This window comes from Streptomyces pallidus (ex Mingjun et al. 2026), from assembly GCF_051550185.1.
Taxonomy (GTDB): Bacteria; Actinomycetota; Actinomycetes; order Streptomycetales; family Streptomycetaceae; genus Streptomyces.
This window is the reverse complement of sequence record NZ_CP196182.1, coordinates 264,382-281,518: the sequence shown is the minus strand read 5'-3', so window position 1 is coordinate 281,518 and position 17,137 is coordinate 264,382. Positions and strand designations below refer to the sequence as shown.

Here is a 17,137-nt window from a genome sequence, read left to right as displayed (position 1 = left end):
GTCGGGGGCTTCCGCTTCCCTCACGCCGGCTGCGGTCGCCCGGCGGCAGCAACAGCGGCGGCAGCGGCAGCGGCAGCGGCAGCGGCGAGGGTCGAGGCGACCAGGGAGGCCACGGCCCCCTCGTGTCCCTGGAGGTAGAAGTGCCCGCCGGGGAAGACGCGTGAGGTGAAGCACGCCGTCGTGAGGTCCGCCCAGGTCGGGAGGGCTTCGGCCGGGCAGCCGGAGTCCTGGTCGCCGCCCAGCGCGGTGACCGGGACGGGCACGGCGACGGGCGGCACCGCCGGGCGGTACCCGGTCAGCAGGGTGAAGTCCGCGCGCAGCGAGGGCAGCAGCAGGTCCAGCAGTTCGGGGATGGCGTAGGGGTCCTGGGCGGCGGGGACGTCGACGGCGTTCTGCCGTCGGGTGTAGGCGATCAGCGAGTCGTCGTCCAGGGCGGGCAGGTCCTTGCGGGCGCGGTGGGGCGCCTCGGCCCCGGAGACGAAGAGGTGCAGCGGCAGGGTCCCGGGCGTCGCGCTGCGCGCCAGCCGGACCACGGTCTCGTAAGCCACCAGCGACCCCATGCTGTGCCCGAAGACGGCGGTGGGGAGCGGCGGGAGCGCGGCCAGGGCGGTGCAGACCGCGTCGGCCAGCTCCGGCATCGACTCGATGCAGGGCTCCGCGATCCGGTTCTGGCGGCCCGGGTACTGCACGGCCAGCAGCTCGGTGTCCGGGGGGAGGTGGCGGGCCCAGCCCTGGAAGGCGGTGGCGGCGCCGCCTGCGTGCGGGAGGCAGACGATGCGGGTGCGGGCGGGGGCGGCCGTGCGGACCGGGGGCGCTGCGGCGGCGGCGCCGCTACCGCTGCCCGCGCCGGTGGTGAACTGCTTCAGCCAGGGCTGCTGGGTGCTGACCGTCATCCCAGTTCACCGCGCTCGACGCAGAACTCGTTGCCCTCCGGGTCGGCGAGCACCACCCAGCCGCCGCCGTCCGGCCGGGTCTGGTCGGCGATCACCTGCGCCCCGAGGTCGCGGAGCCGCTGCACCTCCTCCTCGCGGGTGCGGCCCTCGGGCCGGAAGTCCAGGTGGACGCGGTTCTTGGCGGTCTTGCCCTCCGGGACGCGGACGAACAGCAGCGTGGGTCCGCCGCCGGCCGGGTCCCTGATGATCGCCTCCGGGTCGCCCGGCTTGTCGTCGTCGGCCAGCGGGCGGCCCAGCACCCGGCTCCAGAACAGCCCGAGGTCGTACGGGTCGCCGGTGCAGTCGAAGGTGATCGCGTGGATGGTCGGATACATGTGGCTCTGGTTCTCCCTGTAAGGAACGAGTATGTGACGGCCCGACAGGCCATCCCGGTACTCAGCATGCGGCGACCACCGCCCCACGCCGCGCCCGGGGCCGGCCCGGTGACGGTGTCGCGCCGCGGTCCGGGCCGTGCCGCGGAAATCACCGCCGGTTGCGTCTCCCCGCAGGGGGAGGCTCCAAGCTCGGGGCATGGACCGCGACACACTCTGCTCCATCGGGGACCTGTCCCGTCTCACGGGCCTGACGGTGAAGGGGACTACTCGGACCAGGACATCGTTCCCCCGTCCGAGCGGAGTCCAGCGGGGTACCGGCTCCACGACGTCGATGCGTTGGCGTGCTGCGGGCAGTCGCCCGACGCGGAACCATCCCTAGGGAGGTCAACCTCGTGCACCGACTCGCCACGCTCTCAACGCGTCCACGAAGCCGCGGCCGCCGGTCTCCTCCCCGCCCCCGCCGCGGTCGCTCCGCACGACCGGCGTCGATGAGCGACCTCTGCGCCCTCTCGCGTCAGTACGCGGACGAGCAGCTGGCGTGGGTCACGGAGCGCGTTTGACCAGGCGGTCGGCGGTCGCACCGCCCGCACCGCCCGCACCGCCCGCATCGTGCAGGTGGACGTCGTACGTTCTCTTGCCCACGACAGCCTGACGACCGCCGAAGCGTACGAGCTGCTGGCGGAACAGTGGGCCGTCGAGCACCCCGGCCAGGACAGCGGCCGTACACCGTCGCTCCGGCGGCGCCGAGCTCGACGGCGATGCCGCGCCCCGGACACGGGAGCCGGCTGCAACCCCCGTCATCACGCCGGCCCTGCTCGGCAAGCCGCTGCCGGGCGGCGCCGGGTCAGTCGCGCTGGAAGCGGCCCATCAGCACCGCCCGTTCCAGCACGTGGCCCTCCATCGCGGCCTCCAGTTCCCCGCGGCCGGCCGAATCGGGCAGGTCCGGGAGCACGTCCAGGGCGTAGAGCGTGAAGAAGTAGCGGTGCGCCCCGTCTCCGGGCGGCGGGGCCGGGCCGATCCAGGTGTTGGTTCCGCGGGTGGTCCGGCCCACGACACCCACCGGGCCCTCGTCCGCGGTCATGCGCCGCTGCCCTGCCGGGATGTTCCACACCACCCAGTGGTCGAAGTTCCCGTCCGGACGCCGGTCCCGAGGGACGTCCGGGTCGTGGACGACGAGGGCCAGGCTCGCGGTCCCGTCCGGCACGGCCTCGAACTCCAGCGGGACCTGGGACCCTTCGCCGTCGATGGAGTGCTCGACCGGGATCCAACCGCCGTCGGCGAAGGAAGGGCTCTTGATCTCCATCACCCCATCATGCCCGGAACCGGCATGAACCGGGCGCAGGACATCCGTCGACGAGGGGTCGTCGACCTGCCCGGCGGAGCCGGGCGGGGTCGACCTCGGCGCACCCGTACGCCGCTACGTGCCCGAGCTCCGGCTCGCCGACGAGGAAGCCGCGGCCGCGGTCACCGTGCTGCGCCTCCTCGACCACGCCTCGGGCCTCGACTGGAACCTGATCGACACCGACGAGGAGGACCGGAGCCTGGCCGACTTCGTGGCCGAGGTGTCCCGGCTCACGCTGCTCGCCGCGCCGGGCGCGCGGCCCTCGTACAGCCAGGCCGCGTACGACCTCGCCGGGCGGGTCGTCGAGAAGGTGAGGGGCATGCCGTTCGAGAAGGCCGTGGCCTCGCTGCTCCTGGAGCCGATCGGGCTGTCCGACACCTGCTTCGACCTGGACGACGTCGTCACCCGGACGTACGCGCTCGGGTACAACCGCGGCCAGGACGGCGCGCTGCGGGTGGCGACGCCGTGGAAGGCGTTCCGGGGCGGCCACGAGAACGACGCCCTGTTCCTCGACATCGCCACCGACGGCACCCGGCTCACCCTCGCGGCCCGCGTCAAGCCGGAGATCCGGGCGGCCTCGGAGACGGAGATGCCGCCGGACCACGCCCCCGCCGGGATGGGTCTGCTGCCCGGCGACGGGGACGAGTACGTCATCACGCCGTGGTCGGCGTCGACCTCGCCGGCCGGCTGTTCACCCGCGCGCCCGCCCCGATGTGATCCCCCTCCCGCTGTCTCCGTCCCCCGGCCCGCCTACGGCTCCATCGCCCGTACGAGGTCCAGCGCGCGGGCGAGCTCCGGGGCGTGCGCGGCGAAGGGGCCGAGGTCGGTGGCGCGGGCGAAGGCCGGGTCGTGCCGGTGGTCCGCGAGACGGCCCAGGGCGCGGGTGCCGTAGTACGCGGACGGGGCGGTCCGGGCGGCGGGGGCCGGCGGGGCGGCGACCGTGGCGCCGGTGGTGACCGTGGCGGCGACGGCGGGCAACGTCTGCTCGAACAGGGTCCGGCAGGCGCGGACGCCCCGCAGCATCACCTGGTGGAAGCGGTCCTCGGGGCCGACGGGGAAGCGCTGCTCGGCGAGGACCGGGCCGGTGTCGATGCCCGCGTCGACCTCGTGGACGGTGGCCCCGTACTCGGTGTCGCCGTGCAGCAGGGCGAAGGCGATGGCGGCGGACGGCAGTCCGCGGTGCTGGGGCAGCAGGCCGTTGTGGACGTTGACGATCCGCAGGCCGAGGGAGAGCAGCGGGGCGCGGAAGATGTGCCGGTTGTTGACCGACCAGACGATGCCGTCGGTGCAGGCTGCGGCGAGGGTGTCGGCGTGCGCGTTGACGTCCGGGGCGGGGTCCAGGTGCGGGGTGGCCGGGCCGGCGGCCGCGGCGTCGAGCGGGTCGGCGGAGCAGACCAGGTCGACGCGGTGGCCGCGGGCGGCGGCGTGGGCGACGGCCCGGCGCAGCAGCGCGCCGTCTCCGACGAAGATCATGCGGGGGTCTCCTCGCGAACGGTGGTGAGGCGGGCGCAGACCTGCCCGAGCGTCAGCTCGCGGACCAGGCCGGCGAGGTCCTCGGTGAAACGGCGGGCCTGGTCCGGGGTGAGCAGGTCGTCGCTGACCGCGCTGAGCATCTCGACGAGGGCGAGGGAGTCCCCGCCCAGCGCCTGGAAGTCGGAGTCGGGGGTCAGGCCGGAGGCGTCCACGCCGAGGATCGCCGCCCAGTGCCCCGCGACACGGGCGGGGAGGGCGTCGGCGACCCCGGCGGCGGCCCCGGCGGACGCCCCGGCCGCGGCCTCGGCGGTCGGGTCCGGGCCGTCGCCGTCCGGGCCGTCGCCGTCCGGGCCGTCGCCGTCCGGGCCGTCGGCGTCCGGGCCTTCCGGGGACGGCTGCGAGGAGCGGGTGAAGGGGTCGGGGAGGGCGTCGAAGTCGGTCTTGCCGCTGATGGTGGTGGGCAGGGCGGCCACGGCCACGACGTGTGCGGGCACCAGGTGCCCGGGCAGGGTCCGGGCCAGTTCCTCGCGCAGCACGGCCGCCGCGGCTTCCGCCGCCTCCGGGTCGGCGGGGTGGTGGTCCGGGGTGCGGGCCAGGACCACGTACGCGCACAGCACCGCCGACCCGGCGGCCGCCCGGCGGCGGGCCGTGACCGCGGCGCGGGCCACGGCCGGGTGGGCCTCCAGGGCGGCGGTGACCTCGGCCGGCTCGATCCGGTACCCGGAAATCTTCAACTGGCCGTCCGCCCGACCCGCGAAGGCGATGGCTCCGCCGGGGAGGCGCCGGCCGAGGTCGCCCGTACGGTACGAGCGCACCCCGTCGGCTCCGGTCGAGAACGGCGAGGTGGACGCAGCAGCGGTGGCGGCCGGCGCGGCCGTAGGCTCCCCGGCCGGCTCGGCCGGTACCAGGTAACCGCGGGCCACCTGGGGGCCGCGTACCACGATCTCGCCGACGCGGCCCGTGTCCGCCGGGCCGGTGCCGATGACCTCGCCGTCCTCCGCGACCAGGTCGACGCGGGCCCCCGGGCCGGGGGCGCCGAGAGGCAGGGACGGGCCGGTCTCGGTGCCGTCGACGACATGGGCGAGGCAGGCGACGGTGGCCTCGGTGGGCCCGTACCCGTTGATCACGCGGCAGTCGGCTCCGAAGGCCGCGTACGCGGAACGGACGGCGGCCGGAGTGAGTTCCTCGCCGCCGAGCAGCAGGGTGCGCAGCCGGCCGCCGCCGTTGCCGGCGAGGAGGGCGAGGTGGGACGGCGTCACGGCGAGCGTGTCGGCGCGGTGTTCTCCGACGAGGGCGCGCAGGGCGGCCGGGGACGGCGCGTCGGGGGCGAGGACGACCGTACCGCCGGCGAGGAGCGGCACGAAGAGCGGGAAGCAGGAGATGTCGAAGGCGTAGGAGGCGGCGAATCCGAAGCGGGTGCCGGAGCCGACGCGGCACATCGCGGTCATCCAGTGGACGAAGGCCAGGAGACCTCGGTGTTCGACCAGCACGCCCTTGGGGCGGCCCGTCGAACCGGAAGTGTGCATGACGTACGCCAGGTCCTCGGGACCGGGCCCGGGGCCGGTACCGGGAGCGGGAGCGGGAGCCTGCACCGGAGCCGTCGTCCGCGGCATCTCCTCGACGGGCAGCAGTGTCCCGGGGACGAAGTCGGCGAGTTCCGCGGCGAGATGGCGCCGGGTCAGGGTCAGCAGTACGCCGCTGGACTCCAGGACGTCGCGGATCCGCGGGCCCGGGTGGCCCGGGTCGAGCGGGACGTAGGCGGCCCCGGCCTTGAGGACGCCCCAGAGCGCGCAGACCCCGTCCGGGGTCCGGTCGACGACCAGGCCCACGAGGTCCCCGCGGCCGGTCCCTCGCCGCACCAGCTCGGCGGCGACGGCGTCGGAACGCCGGTCCAGGTCGGCGTAGGTGACGGGCCCGTCGGGCCCGTCGAGCGCGACGGCCGCGGGCGTACGGGCGGCCTGGGCGCGGAAGAGGTCGACGACGGTGGCGGACGCCGGCGGGGCCTCCGGTTCCGCCGGACCGGATGCGGCCCCCGCAGTCGGGGAGCCGGGGGCTGCGGGGCGGTCCGCGGCGGTGGCGGTGGCGGTGGTGACGACCGTGTCCAGGAAGGCCGACGCGTGCCGTCGGAGGTGCGGATCGCAGGCGCGTACGCCGAGGGTGATCTCGGTGGCGTCGGGGGTCTCGGCCACGGCGAACGACAGCGGGACGAGCGGCGCGTGCACGGGAAGTGCGTACGCGGTGGCGGCGGTGAAGCCCCCACCGGACAGCTCCTGCGGGTCCAGCAGGCCGACGTGGGAGACCACGGCCGAGGCCAGGTGGCGGTCGGCGCGGACGGAGGCGGCCTGCGAGGCGCGCAGCAGCGCGGCGACGGCGGCCGGGGGCAGCCGGGACACGAGGCCGGCCTCGAATCCGGCCGCGAGTTCGGCGCCGTCGGCGAGGCCCGCCAGCAGCCCGGAGTGAGCTGCGGCCCAGTCCTGACCGGGACGGAGGTCCAGGAACAGCGGCAGCGTGAGGTTGCCGGTCGCCGCCTTGAGGTGCGGGCGGTGGCGGCGCAGGTCCACGGGGACCATGACGCGGGTGTCGCGCCGTGCGGTGTCGGCGACGGCCTGGGCGAGACGGGCGGTCAGCGCCGGGTGGCGGCCGGGCAGGGTGCGGCGCAGCCACAGGGTGCGGGCCGGGGTGCCGGGCGTCGCGGGGCCGAGCGGCGAGGGCAGGCCGGGCAGCGGGGACGGGCGGCGGTGGCGCCGTCCGGCGGGCAGGGAACGCAGCAGGCCGTGGTCGGTGGCCGGGTCGGCGGCGGGCCTCGCCGGTTCGCCGCGCAGGGCACGGAAGACCTCCCGTACCCAGGTCAGGGCGCCGTGACCGTCCATCAGGGCGTGCGAGGCGCTGAAGACGAGGGCGGTGGGCGTACCGTCCTGGCCGGGCACGGCGAGCACCCCGCAGCCGGGCGGATCGGCCGGGCCGGTGCGGCCGGTGCGGCCGGTGAGCAGCTCGGCGGTGGCGGGGGCGGAGGCGTCGAAGGCCTCGGCGGCCGGGTCGGCGTACACGACCTGCGGCAGCGGGCCGGCGGCCACCCACAGCGGGCCGCGGCGCACCAGGCGGGAGCCGGGGCAGGCCTCGGCGGCCCGGGCCACGGCGGCCCTGAGCGCGTCGCGGCCGGGCAGCCCGTCGCCCTCGACGACGATCCTCAGGGCCATGTCCCCGCGGGCCTGACCGGCGGCGAGGTAGAGGCGCTCGGTGGGCGACACCGGGCGACGGTACGGGGCGACCGAGGCGGCCCGGTCGGCAGTGGCGCCGCCGGACAGGGCAGGTGAGGCCGGTGAGTCAGGTGAGGCGGGTACGGCGGGTGTGGTCGGATGCGTGGTCATCGCGGGGTGTCCCCTCGGGCGGCCGAACCGGCCTGGTCTGTGGTGCGTGACGGTGGGCCGGCGGCGGTCGCCCGGGAGGCGACCGATCCGCCGGCGGCAGGGGCGGTGGTGGGCGTGGTCGAGCACGTGGTCATCGCGGACCGCCCCCTCGGGCGGCCGAGCCCGCCGGTCCTGTCGCTCCGACCGACGGGCCGGGGACGACCGCACGGAAGGTGGCCGCGCCGGCCGCGACCGGGGCGGGGGCAGTCGTGCACGCGGTCGTCGCGGAACGTCCCTCTCGGACGACAGGACCGGCGGGGTCTGTCGTACGCGGCAGTGGGCCAGCGGCATGAGGTGGGCGTGCCGTGGGCGCCTGACGGGTGCCCGCCCTCGGAGCGGCCGGGGTCCGGCGGTGTCAGCTGCCGCGCTGGGCGCGGAGCCGCGCACCCGGCGGCCCGGGGCTTCCCTCGGGTCGCGCCGGGAACGGGCCCGGCTGGGACCGGGGCGTCGGCGGCGGGTCGCCCGGGAGCGGAAGCGCAACGGAGGTCGGGGCGCGCCCCGGTCACGGCACGGGGTGCCGATCCGACCCCGGCCGTGTCGGGAGGGGCGACGACGTCCACTGCGCCGAACCGGTGACCGGGCTCGGAACCAGCACCAGGGGCGCGGCGGAAGCGGCTGTCGGACCTGGCCCCGAGCACGTTCGCCGCCGTCGCCGGCATCCGGCGCCCCGGCCGCACGTGGCCGCCGACGTCGGGAACGCCTCCGGGCGGGCGCCCCGGGTCGCGGCTCGGCTCGGGGCCGTCCGCCGACCGGGCCCCGGTGGCGTCCGCCGACCGGGGCACGGTGGGCCCCGCCCACTCGGACCCGGCGGTGCCTGCGGGTCGCCGCCCGGGCTGCCCGGGCCGCATCCGGCGGGCGGGACCCTCCGCCGCCGGCCGGGCGGGACCGAAGCGATCCGACCGGCCGGGGCGGGCGGCGATCGCGAAGGCCACGGCCGACCCGACCACGGCCGATCCGACCACGGCCGCCCAGGCCGCCGCCGACCCGGCCGGGGCGTTGGCGGCCGTGGCCGGCGTGGCGGGCGTGGTCATCGCGGGATGTCCCCTCGGCCGGCCGAACCGGCCCGGTCCGTGGTTCCGGACGGTGCACCGGCGGCAGCCGAACCGCCCGCGACCGGACCAGCGGCGCCCGTGCCGCCAGCAGCCCCAGCGGCGGCCGGCGGCACGGGCGCAGCCGGGCCGGGGGCGGGCGGGGTGGTCCAGGCCGGGATGCCGCCCTGGGACGCCACCCAGGCCGCCAGGTCGCGGAGGCCTTCGGCGCGGGTGCGGGGGGCCGCGTAGCCGAGGTCGCGTCGGGCGGCGGTGGTGTCGTACGTCGTCGAGCGCGTCAGCAGGGCCATCATGTAGCGGCTCAGCGGCGGGGTGGTCGTGCCCGCGTCGGGCCTGAGCCGCCACAGGGTCTCCACCGTGGCCGCCAGGGCCCGTCCCACCGGGAGGGGGATGCGCGGGGCGGGCGGGGCGCAGCCGAGCAGGCCCGCGGTCTCGGCGAGGAACGGCCAAAGGTCCGTGACCTCGCGGTCCGCGACGAAGTACGCGCGGCCGCCGATGCGTTCGGCGGGGGCGGTGACGGCGGCCCGCAGGCAGGCGTCCACCGCGTTGTCGACGTGGCACAGCGACACCAGGACGCGCTTGCCGCCCGACAGGTCGGGCAGCCGCCCGGCGTGCATGGCGCCGACCAGCCTCGGCAGGAACCCTGCGTGGTCGCGGGGCCCCCAGATGCCGCGCGGGCGCAGCGCGCAGGTGGTGAACTCCGGTGTGTCCGCGGCCAGGACGTGCTGCTCGGCGATGGCCTTCGACGCGCAGTAGTGGTTGAACCAGCGGGTGGGGTACGGGGTGCTCTCGTCGATGCCGAGGCGGTCGCCCTCGTGCAGGTGCATCAGCGCGCTCGGGCTCGACACGAACACGAACCGCCGGGCCCCGGCCGTCCGGGCGGCCGCCATCAGCCGGAGCGTGCCGGTGACGTTGGCGGCTTCGAACTGCTCCCGGCTGCCGTGGTCGACGACGCGCGCCGCACTGTGCACCACGGCCTCGCAGCCCTCGGCGGCCCGCTCCAGCGAGTCCGGCTGCGTGAGGTCGCCGGTGACGGGTTCGACGCCGGGCAGGGCGCGCAGCCGGGCCGTGTCGCTGCCGGCGCGCACCAGGGCCCGTACGCGGTGGCCGGACGCGACGCAGGCGTCGACCAGATGGCCGCCGAGGAAGCCGGTGCCGCCGGTGATCAGGATGGTGGCGGTCACAGCTTCCGCCACCAGGTCGCGCCGTACAGGAGGGTGAGGCCGACCGCCGCGGGGCGGCCGACGCCGGCGGCGCGGGCACGCGGCAGGGCGAGCGGGATCTGGGCGGCGTGCCCGGCGATGCTCAGTGCCGCGTCCGTCCACCACAGGACGCGCGGGAGGCGGGCGGCGGGGACCCCGACGGTCGCGGCCCACACGGCTCCGCCCACGAGGTACGCCCAGCCTGCGAGCGGGACGAGCTGTGCGGCGCGGTCCCGGGAGAGCAGGGGGGCGGGCGGGGCGAGGCGGCGTTCGGCCCAGCGGGCGAGCTCCTCGCGGCCGATCTTGGCGTTGTGCCGGATGTCGACGGGGAAGCCGGGGTGGCGGAGGAACTCCGCGAGCTCCAGGCCGGTGGTCGGGGCGTGCGCGCAGGCGAGGGCCCGGAGTTCGCCGACCAGGCGGTGCCAGGCCTCGGGGCCGAGGTCCCCTTCGGTCTCCACGCAGACGACCGGGCGTTGCCCGCCGCGCACGCCCTTGTCCCCGCCGCCTCCGCCTCGTCCTCGTCCTCGGCCGCTGCCGCTGCCGCTGCCGGTGCCCGTGCCGGTGCCCCAGCCGCTGTCCGCGGTGGTGCCGGGAGCGGTGGCGGTATCCGTGACGCCGACGAGGGCGGTGCGGCGGACCAGGGGGTGGGCGTTGAAGACGCCCTCGCAGCGCACGGTGTGCAGGTCGCGGTGTTCGGCGCGGACGCGCTGGGCCGCGCGGCCGCAGAACCACAGCCGCCCCTCGTCGTCGAGGTAGCCGAGGTCCCCGGTGCGGTGCCAGGTGCGGTGCGAGGGGGCGTCGCCGCCCGTCGCGGCCGCGGCCGCGTCCTCGGGCTTGTGCTCGTGCTCGTGCTCGTCGAGGACCTTGTGCCGGCGGTCGGCGTCCGGAGAGCGGTGGTAGCGGCGGCTGACGGACTCGCCGTGGACGGCGATCTCGCCGACCCGCCCCGCCGGCAGGCGCGCCCCCGCCGCGAGGCGGGGCAGCGGGCCGTCGGTGACGGGCAGGATCGCGACCCGGGTGCCGGGCACGGGCCGGCCGACGCAGGTCCCGGCGCCTTCGGCGGCCCGCGCAGCGGTACCCGCACCGGCACCGGGACCGGTGTCCGTGGCGGTCCCCGCTCCGTTCGAGGCGGGCGCCCCGGCGGCCGTCGGGGCGGTTCCGAGGAGTTCCGCGGCCTCGATCGACGTGATCGGGAGGACCTCCGTCGCCCCGTACGTGACGTGGATGCGCGCGTCGGCGTCCAGTACGCGGCGCAGCGCGGCCACGGTCGTGTCGGGGACGGGGGCTCCGCCGCCGACGACGCAGCGCAGGGCGGGCAGCGGGTGGCGGCCCGGGGCGGCGGCCGTGAGGTGGTCGGCGAGGGTGCGCAGCAGGGCGGGCGAGGCGAACATCGTGGTCACGGCGAAGCGTTCCAGCGCGTCGACCACGAGCGCCGGGTCGGCCTGCGCCACCCGGGCGGGGGCCAGCGGGGCGAGGACGAGGGTCGAGCCGTAGACCAGGTCGAGGACCCCGTAGAACGGCAGGGTGACCAGGGAGGTGTCCTCGCTGGTGCGGCCGTGGACGGCCTCGATCTGGCGGGCGATGGACAGGGCCATCCGGTGGGTGTACTCGACGCCCTTGGCGGGGCCCGTGCTTCCGGTGGTGAAGCCGATCATCAGGAGGTCGTCGCTGCCGGCCGCGACCGGAGCCGGGCCGCCGCGGCGCGCGCTGTCGGCGCCGAGGGCGCGTACCGCGGTCAGGGTGCGGGCACGGCCGAGGCGGTGCCGGCCCAGGGTGACGGGCACCCGGATCCCGGCGAAGGTGCGGCGGCCCAGCAGCCGGACGAGGTGGGCGAGCGGCGGCCCGATGAACGCCTCGGCGCCCACGGTCCGGTAGCAGTGCAGCATCCGGCGCACGCCCATGCCCGGGTCGACGACGACGGGCACGGCGCCGATCCGGAACAGGGCGAAGACCAGCGCGAACAGCTCGGGGCCGGGCGGGGCCATCAGGACGGTCTTGGTGCCCTTGGTGATCCCGGCCCGGGTGAAGCCCGCGGCCAGTTGCTCGACTGCCCGCTGCAGTTCGCCGTAGGTGAGGGTGCCGTACGCGGGGGGCCGGACCGGGCCGGCGGGACCGGCGGGGCCGGAGCCGGGCATCCGGCGGGCTGCGGGCTCCGGGTGGATGACGGCCGGCTTGTCGGGGTGGGCGCGGGCGTTGCGTTCCAGGAGCCCGGCGAGGCTCTGCGCGTCGAGGTCGCCCGGGCCCGGGCCGGGGGTGCCGGCGGCGGGCCGGTGGGACGCGGGCTGCCGGGTGGCTGCCGATGTCATGCCGGTCACCACCCCTGCGGCCGGTACGAGACGCAGGCCGCGCTCGGTCCGGCGCCGGCGGTCACGAACAGGATCCCGTCGTGGTCGTCGGGCCGGACCGCGCCGCCGCCCTCCAGGGCGCGCAGGTAGCCGAGGATCGGGGCGGCGGTGTGCGCCTCCCCCGTCATGCCGGGCGGGAGAGCGGCGTCCAACGGCACCTGCGGGCCGATGAGCAGGGTGCGGGTGAGGTCGAGGCCGAACTCCCGCGCGTACGAGGCCACTGCCGCGGCGGCGAGTTCGCCGGTCCGCGTGTCGTGGCCTGGGGTGCGGCGGACCGTGATGCGGGAGCGGCCGCCCGCGCCCATGGTGTCGAGGTCGAGGTAGCCCTCGACGTCGGTGGGCCGGTCGGCGCCGTAGTGGCGTACGGGCCCGAAGCCGGTGTCCGGGTCGGCGGCGCGCTCCAGCAGGAAGGCGCCGGCCAGGTCGGCGTACGGGTAGTCGGGGTCGGCGGCGGCGTCCCCGCCCGGGTGGACGTCGGCGGCGGTGATCAGCAGCCGCTCGGTGGTGCCGGTCGCCAGCAGGGCCTGCGCGGTCTGGACGGCGCTGAGCACGCCGCAGGCCCCGTTCATCAGGTCGAAGGAGAAGCCGGCGGCGGGCTGGGGCTCGGCGAGGTAGTCGAGGTTGATGCCGACTTCCTTCTGGACCAGGGCGGACATGGCCGGTTCGAAGGTGTTGTGTTCGCGGTAGACGCCGACGTTGACGAGGACGCCGACCCCGGACGGGGAGACGCGGGCGCCGTCCAGGCAGCTGCGGGCCGCGCGCCCGGCGAGGTCCACGACGGAGGCCGCGGTGGCGGGGTCGGTGTGGACCGCGGTGGCGGCGGCGGTGATGACGATGCCCATGCGGCTCACACCCCGGCGTTCGTGATCGTGGCGGACAGGGCTCCGGTGACGACGCCGGAGGCGGCGGGCACCATCAGGTACCGGGCTCCGCCGATGCGGGCCCCCTCGTGGGCGGTGCCGTCGCTGGGGGCGGCGTCGCGGACGGACGGCACGTTGCCCCGCAGGTGCTCGCGGAGGGTGAGGAAGTGGGAGGTGGTCGCGGTGTTGCCGAACCGCTCGACCACCTGGAGGGAGGCCGGCATGGGGGTGCCGAACTCGGCCTCGGCGGTCTGGTTGACGTAGTCGATGAATCGCGTGCCGACCTGGTGGTGGATCACGTAGTCGAATTCCTCGTCGGCGAAACGGCGGCCGTTCTTGGCGAGGAAGTCCTCATGGAATCTCGGCCACAACTTGAGCCGGTCACGGTCGTGCATCTTCTTGTTGTCGGTGTAGAGGCCGATTCCCTGACTACGGTCGCTCGGCATTCCCAGGCACAGGTGGGAGTATTCCGAACAGGTCATGAGCTCGATGTAGTGGATGCGGTCGGCGGGGTCCGTCGATTCGTCGAGGATGACCGCGGCGGCCGAGTCGCCGACCGAGAGGGAGGCGAACTGCGGGTCGTAGGAGTCGGTGAGTTCGCGGGCGGCGGTGCGGGCGACGCGGGTGGCCTGCTCGCCGCTGACGACCATGCCGCTGCGGACCGCGCCGGAGCGGATCATGCGGTCGAGGAGCCACACCCCGGTCATCATGCCGGCGCAGGCGTTGGACACGTCGAAGCTGATGATGCCGGGACGGGCGCCCAGCTCCCCGGCCAGCATGCCGGCGAAGGACGGCTCGAAGTGGAAGCGGCCGCCGTCCTTGACCCGGGTGATCGAGGCGCTGATGACGACGTCGAGGTCGGTGGCGCGGTGGCGGGAGGCGGCCAGGCAGTCGCGGGCGGCGGCCAGGGCCATCCCGAAGGAGTCCTCCCCGGCGGTCGGATCGGGGTCGTGGACGCGCCGCTCGGCGATCCCGGTGATCCGCTCGACGTCCGCGTCGCCGAGGCCCGGGGCTTCGGCGCGGATTTCGTCGTTGGTCTGCGATCCCGCGGGAAGAAAGGCGCCGAGGGCCTCTATTCGGCTGCGGCGCTCGGTGGTACGCATATTCGCCCTCCATGGCGATCCGCCGGGGCCCGTGGGTGGGCACCGGTCGGGAAATGGCAGAGGGGTTTAAAACAACACTGTTGACGGACAGTGAAGTTACCGTAGCGTACGGATTTTCCGAGCCGGAGCCGGAGACAGCCGGAACAGCATCGTCCGATCGAATATCAGCCAATCCCCCGGAGGGCCGGTTCTCGTTGGTCGGCCCGGATCGCGGGCCGGTGGGCGGCGTCGGCGCGCCGGTCCCCGTCAGGGGGAGGGGGGCCGCCCCGCCCGTCCGCGCCACGGCAGGAGCGGCAGCGCGACGGGCGGGCGGCGAAAAGATGTCCGGAATCGCCCGGTCCGCCTTGACTGGGCCCTGACATCCGTGACCGCGGAGGGCCACGGTCAGCCCAGGGCGGCCGCCTCGGCGACGAGCCGCGTGATCTCCGGCAGGTGGTCGGCGAGGAAGAAGTGATCGCCGCGGAAGACCCGGACTTCGCAGGGTCCCGTCGTGTGCCCGCTCCAGGCCTCCGCCTCCGCGACCGTCGTCTTCGGATCGCCGTCTCCCGTGAGGACCCGGACCGGGCAGCTCAACACCGAACGGCCGGACGGCCGATAGCCCTGCACGGCCCGGAAGTCGCCCCGGATCGCGGGCAGGATCATCTCGCGGACCCCCTCGTCGTCGAGGAAGCGGGCGTCGGTACCGCCGAGGGAGCGGATCTCGCGGAGCAGGGCCTCGTCGCTCTCCAGGTCCACGAGGGCGCCCTCCCGCCGGACGGAGGGCGCCCTGCGGCCGGAGAAGAACGCCGCCCGGGGCACGATGCCGAGGTCGTGCTCCATGCGCAGGGCGACCTCGAAGGCGACGGTGGCCCCCATGCTGTGGCCGAACAGGAGCACCGGCCGGTCGAGCCACGGCTCGATCTCCGCCACGACCCGGTCGGCCAGCTCGTGCAGGTCGTCGACGCACGGCTCGCCCAGCCGGTCCTGCCGGCCCGGGTACTGGAGGCACACCACGTCCAGCTGCGCGGCCGCCAGGCTCGCGGACATCGGGTGGAAGGAACTCGCGGAGCCTCCTGCATGGGGAAAGCAGAAAACCCTTGCGGGCGCTTCCGGCCGCGCATGGTACTGCCGTGTCCAAAGACCGGGGGAAACGGCCACTCGGGTCATGGTGTGTCCTCGTCGATTCTGGCGTCCTGGGCGAATTCGGGTGGGCGGCGCCTTTGCCGAACAGAACGATCAAGACAGCCGGAAAGCCTGTCAAGGCGCTCGATCCCTGCTCGACGGGCACTCCGATCCCGCTCGAGGTTCCAGGTCGTCCAGGCGGCGGCTCGGCATCCTCTCCAGCGGGGCTCCAGGCCGTCGCCGTCCAATGACGTCCTGCGCGACGCGCGAACGGCACGACCAGAACGGTGCCCGACCGAACGGCCGCGGCAGGGCGAGCCGTCGCCGGGCACCACGGGCCAGAGCCCCCGACACCCACGAAGGAGCCGCCGTCATGGCCATTGCTGAGGACGTACGACGCGAGGCGGAGGAGCGGCCGGCCGGGTCCGGCGGCCTCTCCCGCCGACGCTGGGCGGTCCTGGGGGTGCTCGGCGCGGCCTCGTTCTTCGACGGCCTCGACGCCAACATCGTGGCCGTCGCCCTCCCGAGCATCCAGCGTGACCTCGGCGGGGGCTTTGCCACCGCCCAGTGGGCCGTGGCGGGCTACTCGCTGGCCACGGCCGTGCTGCTGATCACCGGAGGCCGGCTGGGCGACATCCACGGCACCCGGCGCGTGTTCCTGATCGGCGTCGCCGGATTCACGCTGGCCTCGGGTGTGGTCGCGGCGGCGCCCTGGCCCGAACTGCTCGTGGGGGGCCGGGTCGCGCAGGGCTCCATGGTCGCCCTGATGCTGCCCCAGAGCATGGCCGTGATCCGGCAGCAGTTCCGGCCCGAGGAGTGGGGACTCGCCTCCGCGGTCACCGGACTCGCGATCAGCGCGGGCAGTATCGGAGGTCCTGTGGTGGGTGGCCTGCTCACCGACCTCGACCTGTTCGGGACCGGCTGGCGCGCGGTCTTCTGGATCAACGTGCCGATCGGCGCCGTCCTGCTGGCGTGTGCGTTCCGGGTGCTTCCGGAGGGGCGGGCGGAGCAGCGGCCCGCGCTCGACCTGTCCGGCGCCGTCTGGGTGGCCCTGGCCTCGCTGTCGCTGATGTTCCCGCTGGTGCAGGGCCCCGAGCAGGGGTGGCCGGTGTGGTCCCTGGTGCTGCTCGCCGCCTCGGTCGGCCTGTGGCTGTACTTCGTCACCCACCAGCGGCGCCGCTTTGCCGAGGGCGTCGACGTCCTGGTCCCGCCCACCCTGTTCCGCGAGCGGACCTTCACCGCCGGTCTGGCGGCGGCCCTGCTGACCTTCTCCGGGGCGACCTCCTTCACCTTCCTGCTCACCTACTACCTCCAGTTCGGGCTCGCGTGGTCCTCCACGCGCACCTCGCTGGCCGTGGCCGCGGTCCCGGTGGGCATCGCCCTGGTCTTCCAGGTCGCCTGGAAGTTCGGACCGGCACGCCCCCGGCTGTTCGTCACGGCCGGGGCGCTGACCATGCTCGCCGCGTGCCTGGGTACGGCCGCACTGGCTTCCGCCGGCCGGACGGGGTTCGTCCCGGTGCTGGCCGCCGCCTTCCTGATGGGGGCGGGCACGGGGCTGAGCTCCCCCGTCCTCACCTCCGTCCTGCTGGCCTCCCAGTCGCCGAGCGAGACCGGCGCCGGCGCCGGCGTGATCAACGCCGCCACCCAGTTCGGCTCCGCGGTGGGCATCGCCGTCATCGGCGCGGCCTTCTTCGGCGGGCTCGGGAAACCGGCCGGCGGCCCCGCCGCGGCGGGCGTCCCGGCCGGCGCGTACGCCGATGCCCTCGGCGTGGCACTCCTGTGCTCCGCCGGCGTGTTCGCGCTCGTGGTGGCCGTGGCCCGCGCCCTGCCCGGACGCGGGGCCGAGCCCACCCGGAGTCAGGCCGCGCTCTAGCCGCGCGGGCGAAACTTGGCCATACGGCCGACGACGTTCGGCGGGGAGACGCGGAAGCCGACCGGGCGCACGGGCCCCGCCGCCCGGTCGGCGCGGCGAGCTCACGGGCGCGTCC

At 75.8% G+C, this 17,137-nt stretch carries 12 protein-coding genes and 1 pseudogene; 2 read left to right on the top strand and 11 right to left on the bottom strand.

The features are described 5' to 3' along the window. Positions 1 to 20: 20 nt before the first annotated feature. From ACSHWO_RS36055 to ACSHWO_RS36040, 4 genes are all read right to left on the bottom strand, one after another. The gene (locus ACSHWO_RS36055; protein WP_438319524.1) at positions 21 to 893 is read right to left on the bottom strand and encodes a thioesterase II family protein; all 873 of its coding nucleotides are present in this window, start codon (positions 891 to 893) and stop codon (positions 21 to 23) included. Further along, on the bottom strand, positions 890 to 1,267 hold the full coding sequence (locus ACSHWO_RS36050; protein WP_361094662.1) for a VOC family protein: 378 nt from the start codon (positions 1,265 to 1,267) through the stop codon (positions 890 to 892). Before ACSHWO_RS36050 ends, ACSHWO_RS36055 begins: the two co-directional genes overlap by 4 nt. Positions 1,268 to 1,810: 543 nt before the next feature. Continuing rightward, a complete protein-coding gene (locus ACSHWO_RS36045; RefSeq protein WP_438319523.1) occupies positions 1,811 to 1,969 on the bottom strand; it encodes a hypothetical protein in 159 nt (52 codons plus the stop codon). A gap of 142 nt (positions 1,970 to 2,111) precedes the next feature. Further along, a complete protein-coding gene (locus ACSHWO_RS36040; protein WP_438319522.1) occupies positions 2,112 to 2,570 on the bottom strand; it encodes a YbhB/YbcL family Raf kinase inhibitor-like protein in 459 nt (152 codons plus the stop codon). 118 nt (positions 2,571 to 2,688) lie between these two features. On the opposite strand from ACSHWO_RS36040, the pseudogene ACSHWO_RS36035 reads away from it, so the two are divergent. After that, positions 2,689 to 3,045 (top strand): annotated as a pseudogene (locus tag ACSHWO_RS36035) (serine hydrolase domain-containing protein); the annotation flags it as partial. Between the two features lie 314 nt (positions 3,046 to 3,359). Here ACSHWO_RS36035 and ACSHWO_RS36030 read toward each other — a convergent pair. From ACSHWO_RS36030 to ACSHWO_RS36000, 7 genes are all read right to left on the bottom strand, one after another. Beyond that, a complete protein-coding gene (locus tag ACSHWO_RS36030; RefSeq protein WP_438319521.1) occupies positions 3,360 to 4,082 on the bottom strand; it encodes a formyltransferase family protein in 723 nt (240 codons plus the stop codon). Then, complete coding sequence (locus ACSHWO_RS36025; RefSeq protein WP_438319520.1) at positions 4,079 to 7,330, bottom strand: amino acid adenylation domain-containing protein; 3,252 nt, start codon at positions 7,328 to 7,330, stop codon at positions 4,079 to 4,081. Before ACSHWO_RS36025 ends, ACSHWO_RS36030 begins: the two co-directional genes overlap by 4 nt. Before the next feature lie 1,186 nt (positions 7,331 to 8,516). After that, positions 8,517 to 9,722: an NAD-dependent epimerase/dehydratase family protein gene (locus ACSHWO_RS36020; protein ID WP_438319519.1), complete on the bottom strand. Its 1,206-nt coding sequence runs from the start codon at positions 9,720 to 9,722 to the stop codon at positions 8,517 to 8,519. After that, positions 9,719 to 12,046 carry an AMP-binding protein gene (locus ACSHWO_RS36015; RefSeq protein WP_438319518.1) on the bottom strand — a complete coding sequence of 776 codons (2,328 nt, stop codon included), beginning with the start codon at positions 12,044 to 12,046 and terminating at the stop codon, positions 9,719 to 9,721. Before ACSHWO_RS36015 ends, ACSHWO_RS36020 begins: the two co-directional genes overlap by 4 nt. Before the next feature lie 5 nt (positions 12,047 to 12,051). After that, positions 12,052 to 12,927 carry a hypothetical protein gene (locus ACSHWO_RS36010; protein WP_438319516.1) on the bottom strand — a complete coding sequence of 292 codons (876 nt, stop codon included), beginning with the start codon at positions 12,925 to 12,927 and terminating at the stop codon, positions 12,052 to 12,054. Between the two features lie 5 nt (positions 12,928 to 12,932). Continuing rightward, the gene (locus ACSHWO_RS36005) at positions 12,933 to 14,048 is read right to left on the bottom strand and encodes a 3-oxoacyl-ACP synthase III family protein (RefSeq protein WP_438319515.1); all 1,116 of its coding nucleotides are present in this window, start codon (positions 14,046 to 14,048) and stop codon (positions 12,933 to 12,935) included. Positions 14,049 to 14,432: 384 nt separating this feature from the next. Continuing rightward, a complete protein-coding gene (locus tag ACSHWO_RS36000; protein ID WP_438319514.1) occupies positions 14,433 to 15,194 on the bottom strand; it encodes a thioesterase II family protein in 762 nt (253 codons plus the stop codon). A gap of 328 nt (positions 15,195 to 15,522) precedes the next feature. On the opposite strand from ACSHWO_RS36000, the gene ACSHWO_RS35995 reads away from it, so the two are divergent. After that, on the top strand, positions 15,523 to 17,022 hold the full coding sequence (locus ACSHWO_RS35995) for an MFS transporter (RefSeq protein ID WP_385835350.1): 1,500 nt from the start codon (positions 15,523 to 15,525) through the stop codon (positions 17,020 to 17,022). Positions 17,023 to 17,137 lie beyond the last annotated feature (115 nt).

What these genes read in the sequence shown, in the direction of transcription:
- ACSHWO_RS36055 (WP_438319524.1), bottom strand. Translation starts at nt 893, where the DNA reads ATGACGGTCAGCACCCAGCAGCCCTGGCTGAAGCAGTTCACCACCGGC.
- ACSHWO_RS36050 (WP_361094662.1), bottom strand. Translation starts at nt 1,267, where the DNA reads ATGTATCCGACCATCCACGCGATCACCTTCGACTGCACCGGCGACCCG.
- ACSHWO_RS36040 (WP_438319522.1), bottom strand. Translation starts at nt 2,570, where the DNA reads ATGGAGATCAAGAGCCCTTCCTTCGCCGACGGCGGTTGGATCCCGGTC.
- ACSHWO_RS36030 (WP_438319521.1), bottom strand. Translation starts at nt 4,082, where the DNA reads ATGATCTTCGTCGGAGACGGCGCGCTGCTGCGCCGGGCCGTCGCCCAC.
- ACSHWO_RS36015 (WP_438319518.1), bottom strand. Translation starts at nt 12,046, where the DNA reads ATGACATCGGCAGCCACCCGGCAGCCCGCGTCCCACCGGCCCGCCGCC.
- ACSHWO_RS36010 (WP_438319516.1), bottom strand. Translation starts at nt 12,927, where the DNA reads ATGGGCATCGTCATCACCGCCGCCGCCACCGCGGTCCACACCGACCCC.
- ACSHWO_RS36005 (WP_438319515.1), bottom strand. Translation starts at nt 14,048, where the DNA reads ATGCGTACCACCGAGCGCCGCAGCCGAATAGAGGCCCTCGGCGCCTTT.
- ACSHWO_RS36000 (WP_438319514.1), bottom strand. Translation starts at nt 15,194, where the DNA reads ATGACCCGAGTGGCCGTTTCCCCCGGTCTTTGGACACGGCAGTACCAT.
- ACSHWO_RS35995 (WP_385835350.1), top strand. Translation starts at nt 15,523, where the DNA reads ATGGCCATTGCTGAGGACGTACGACGCGAGGCGGAGGAGCGGCCGGCC.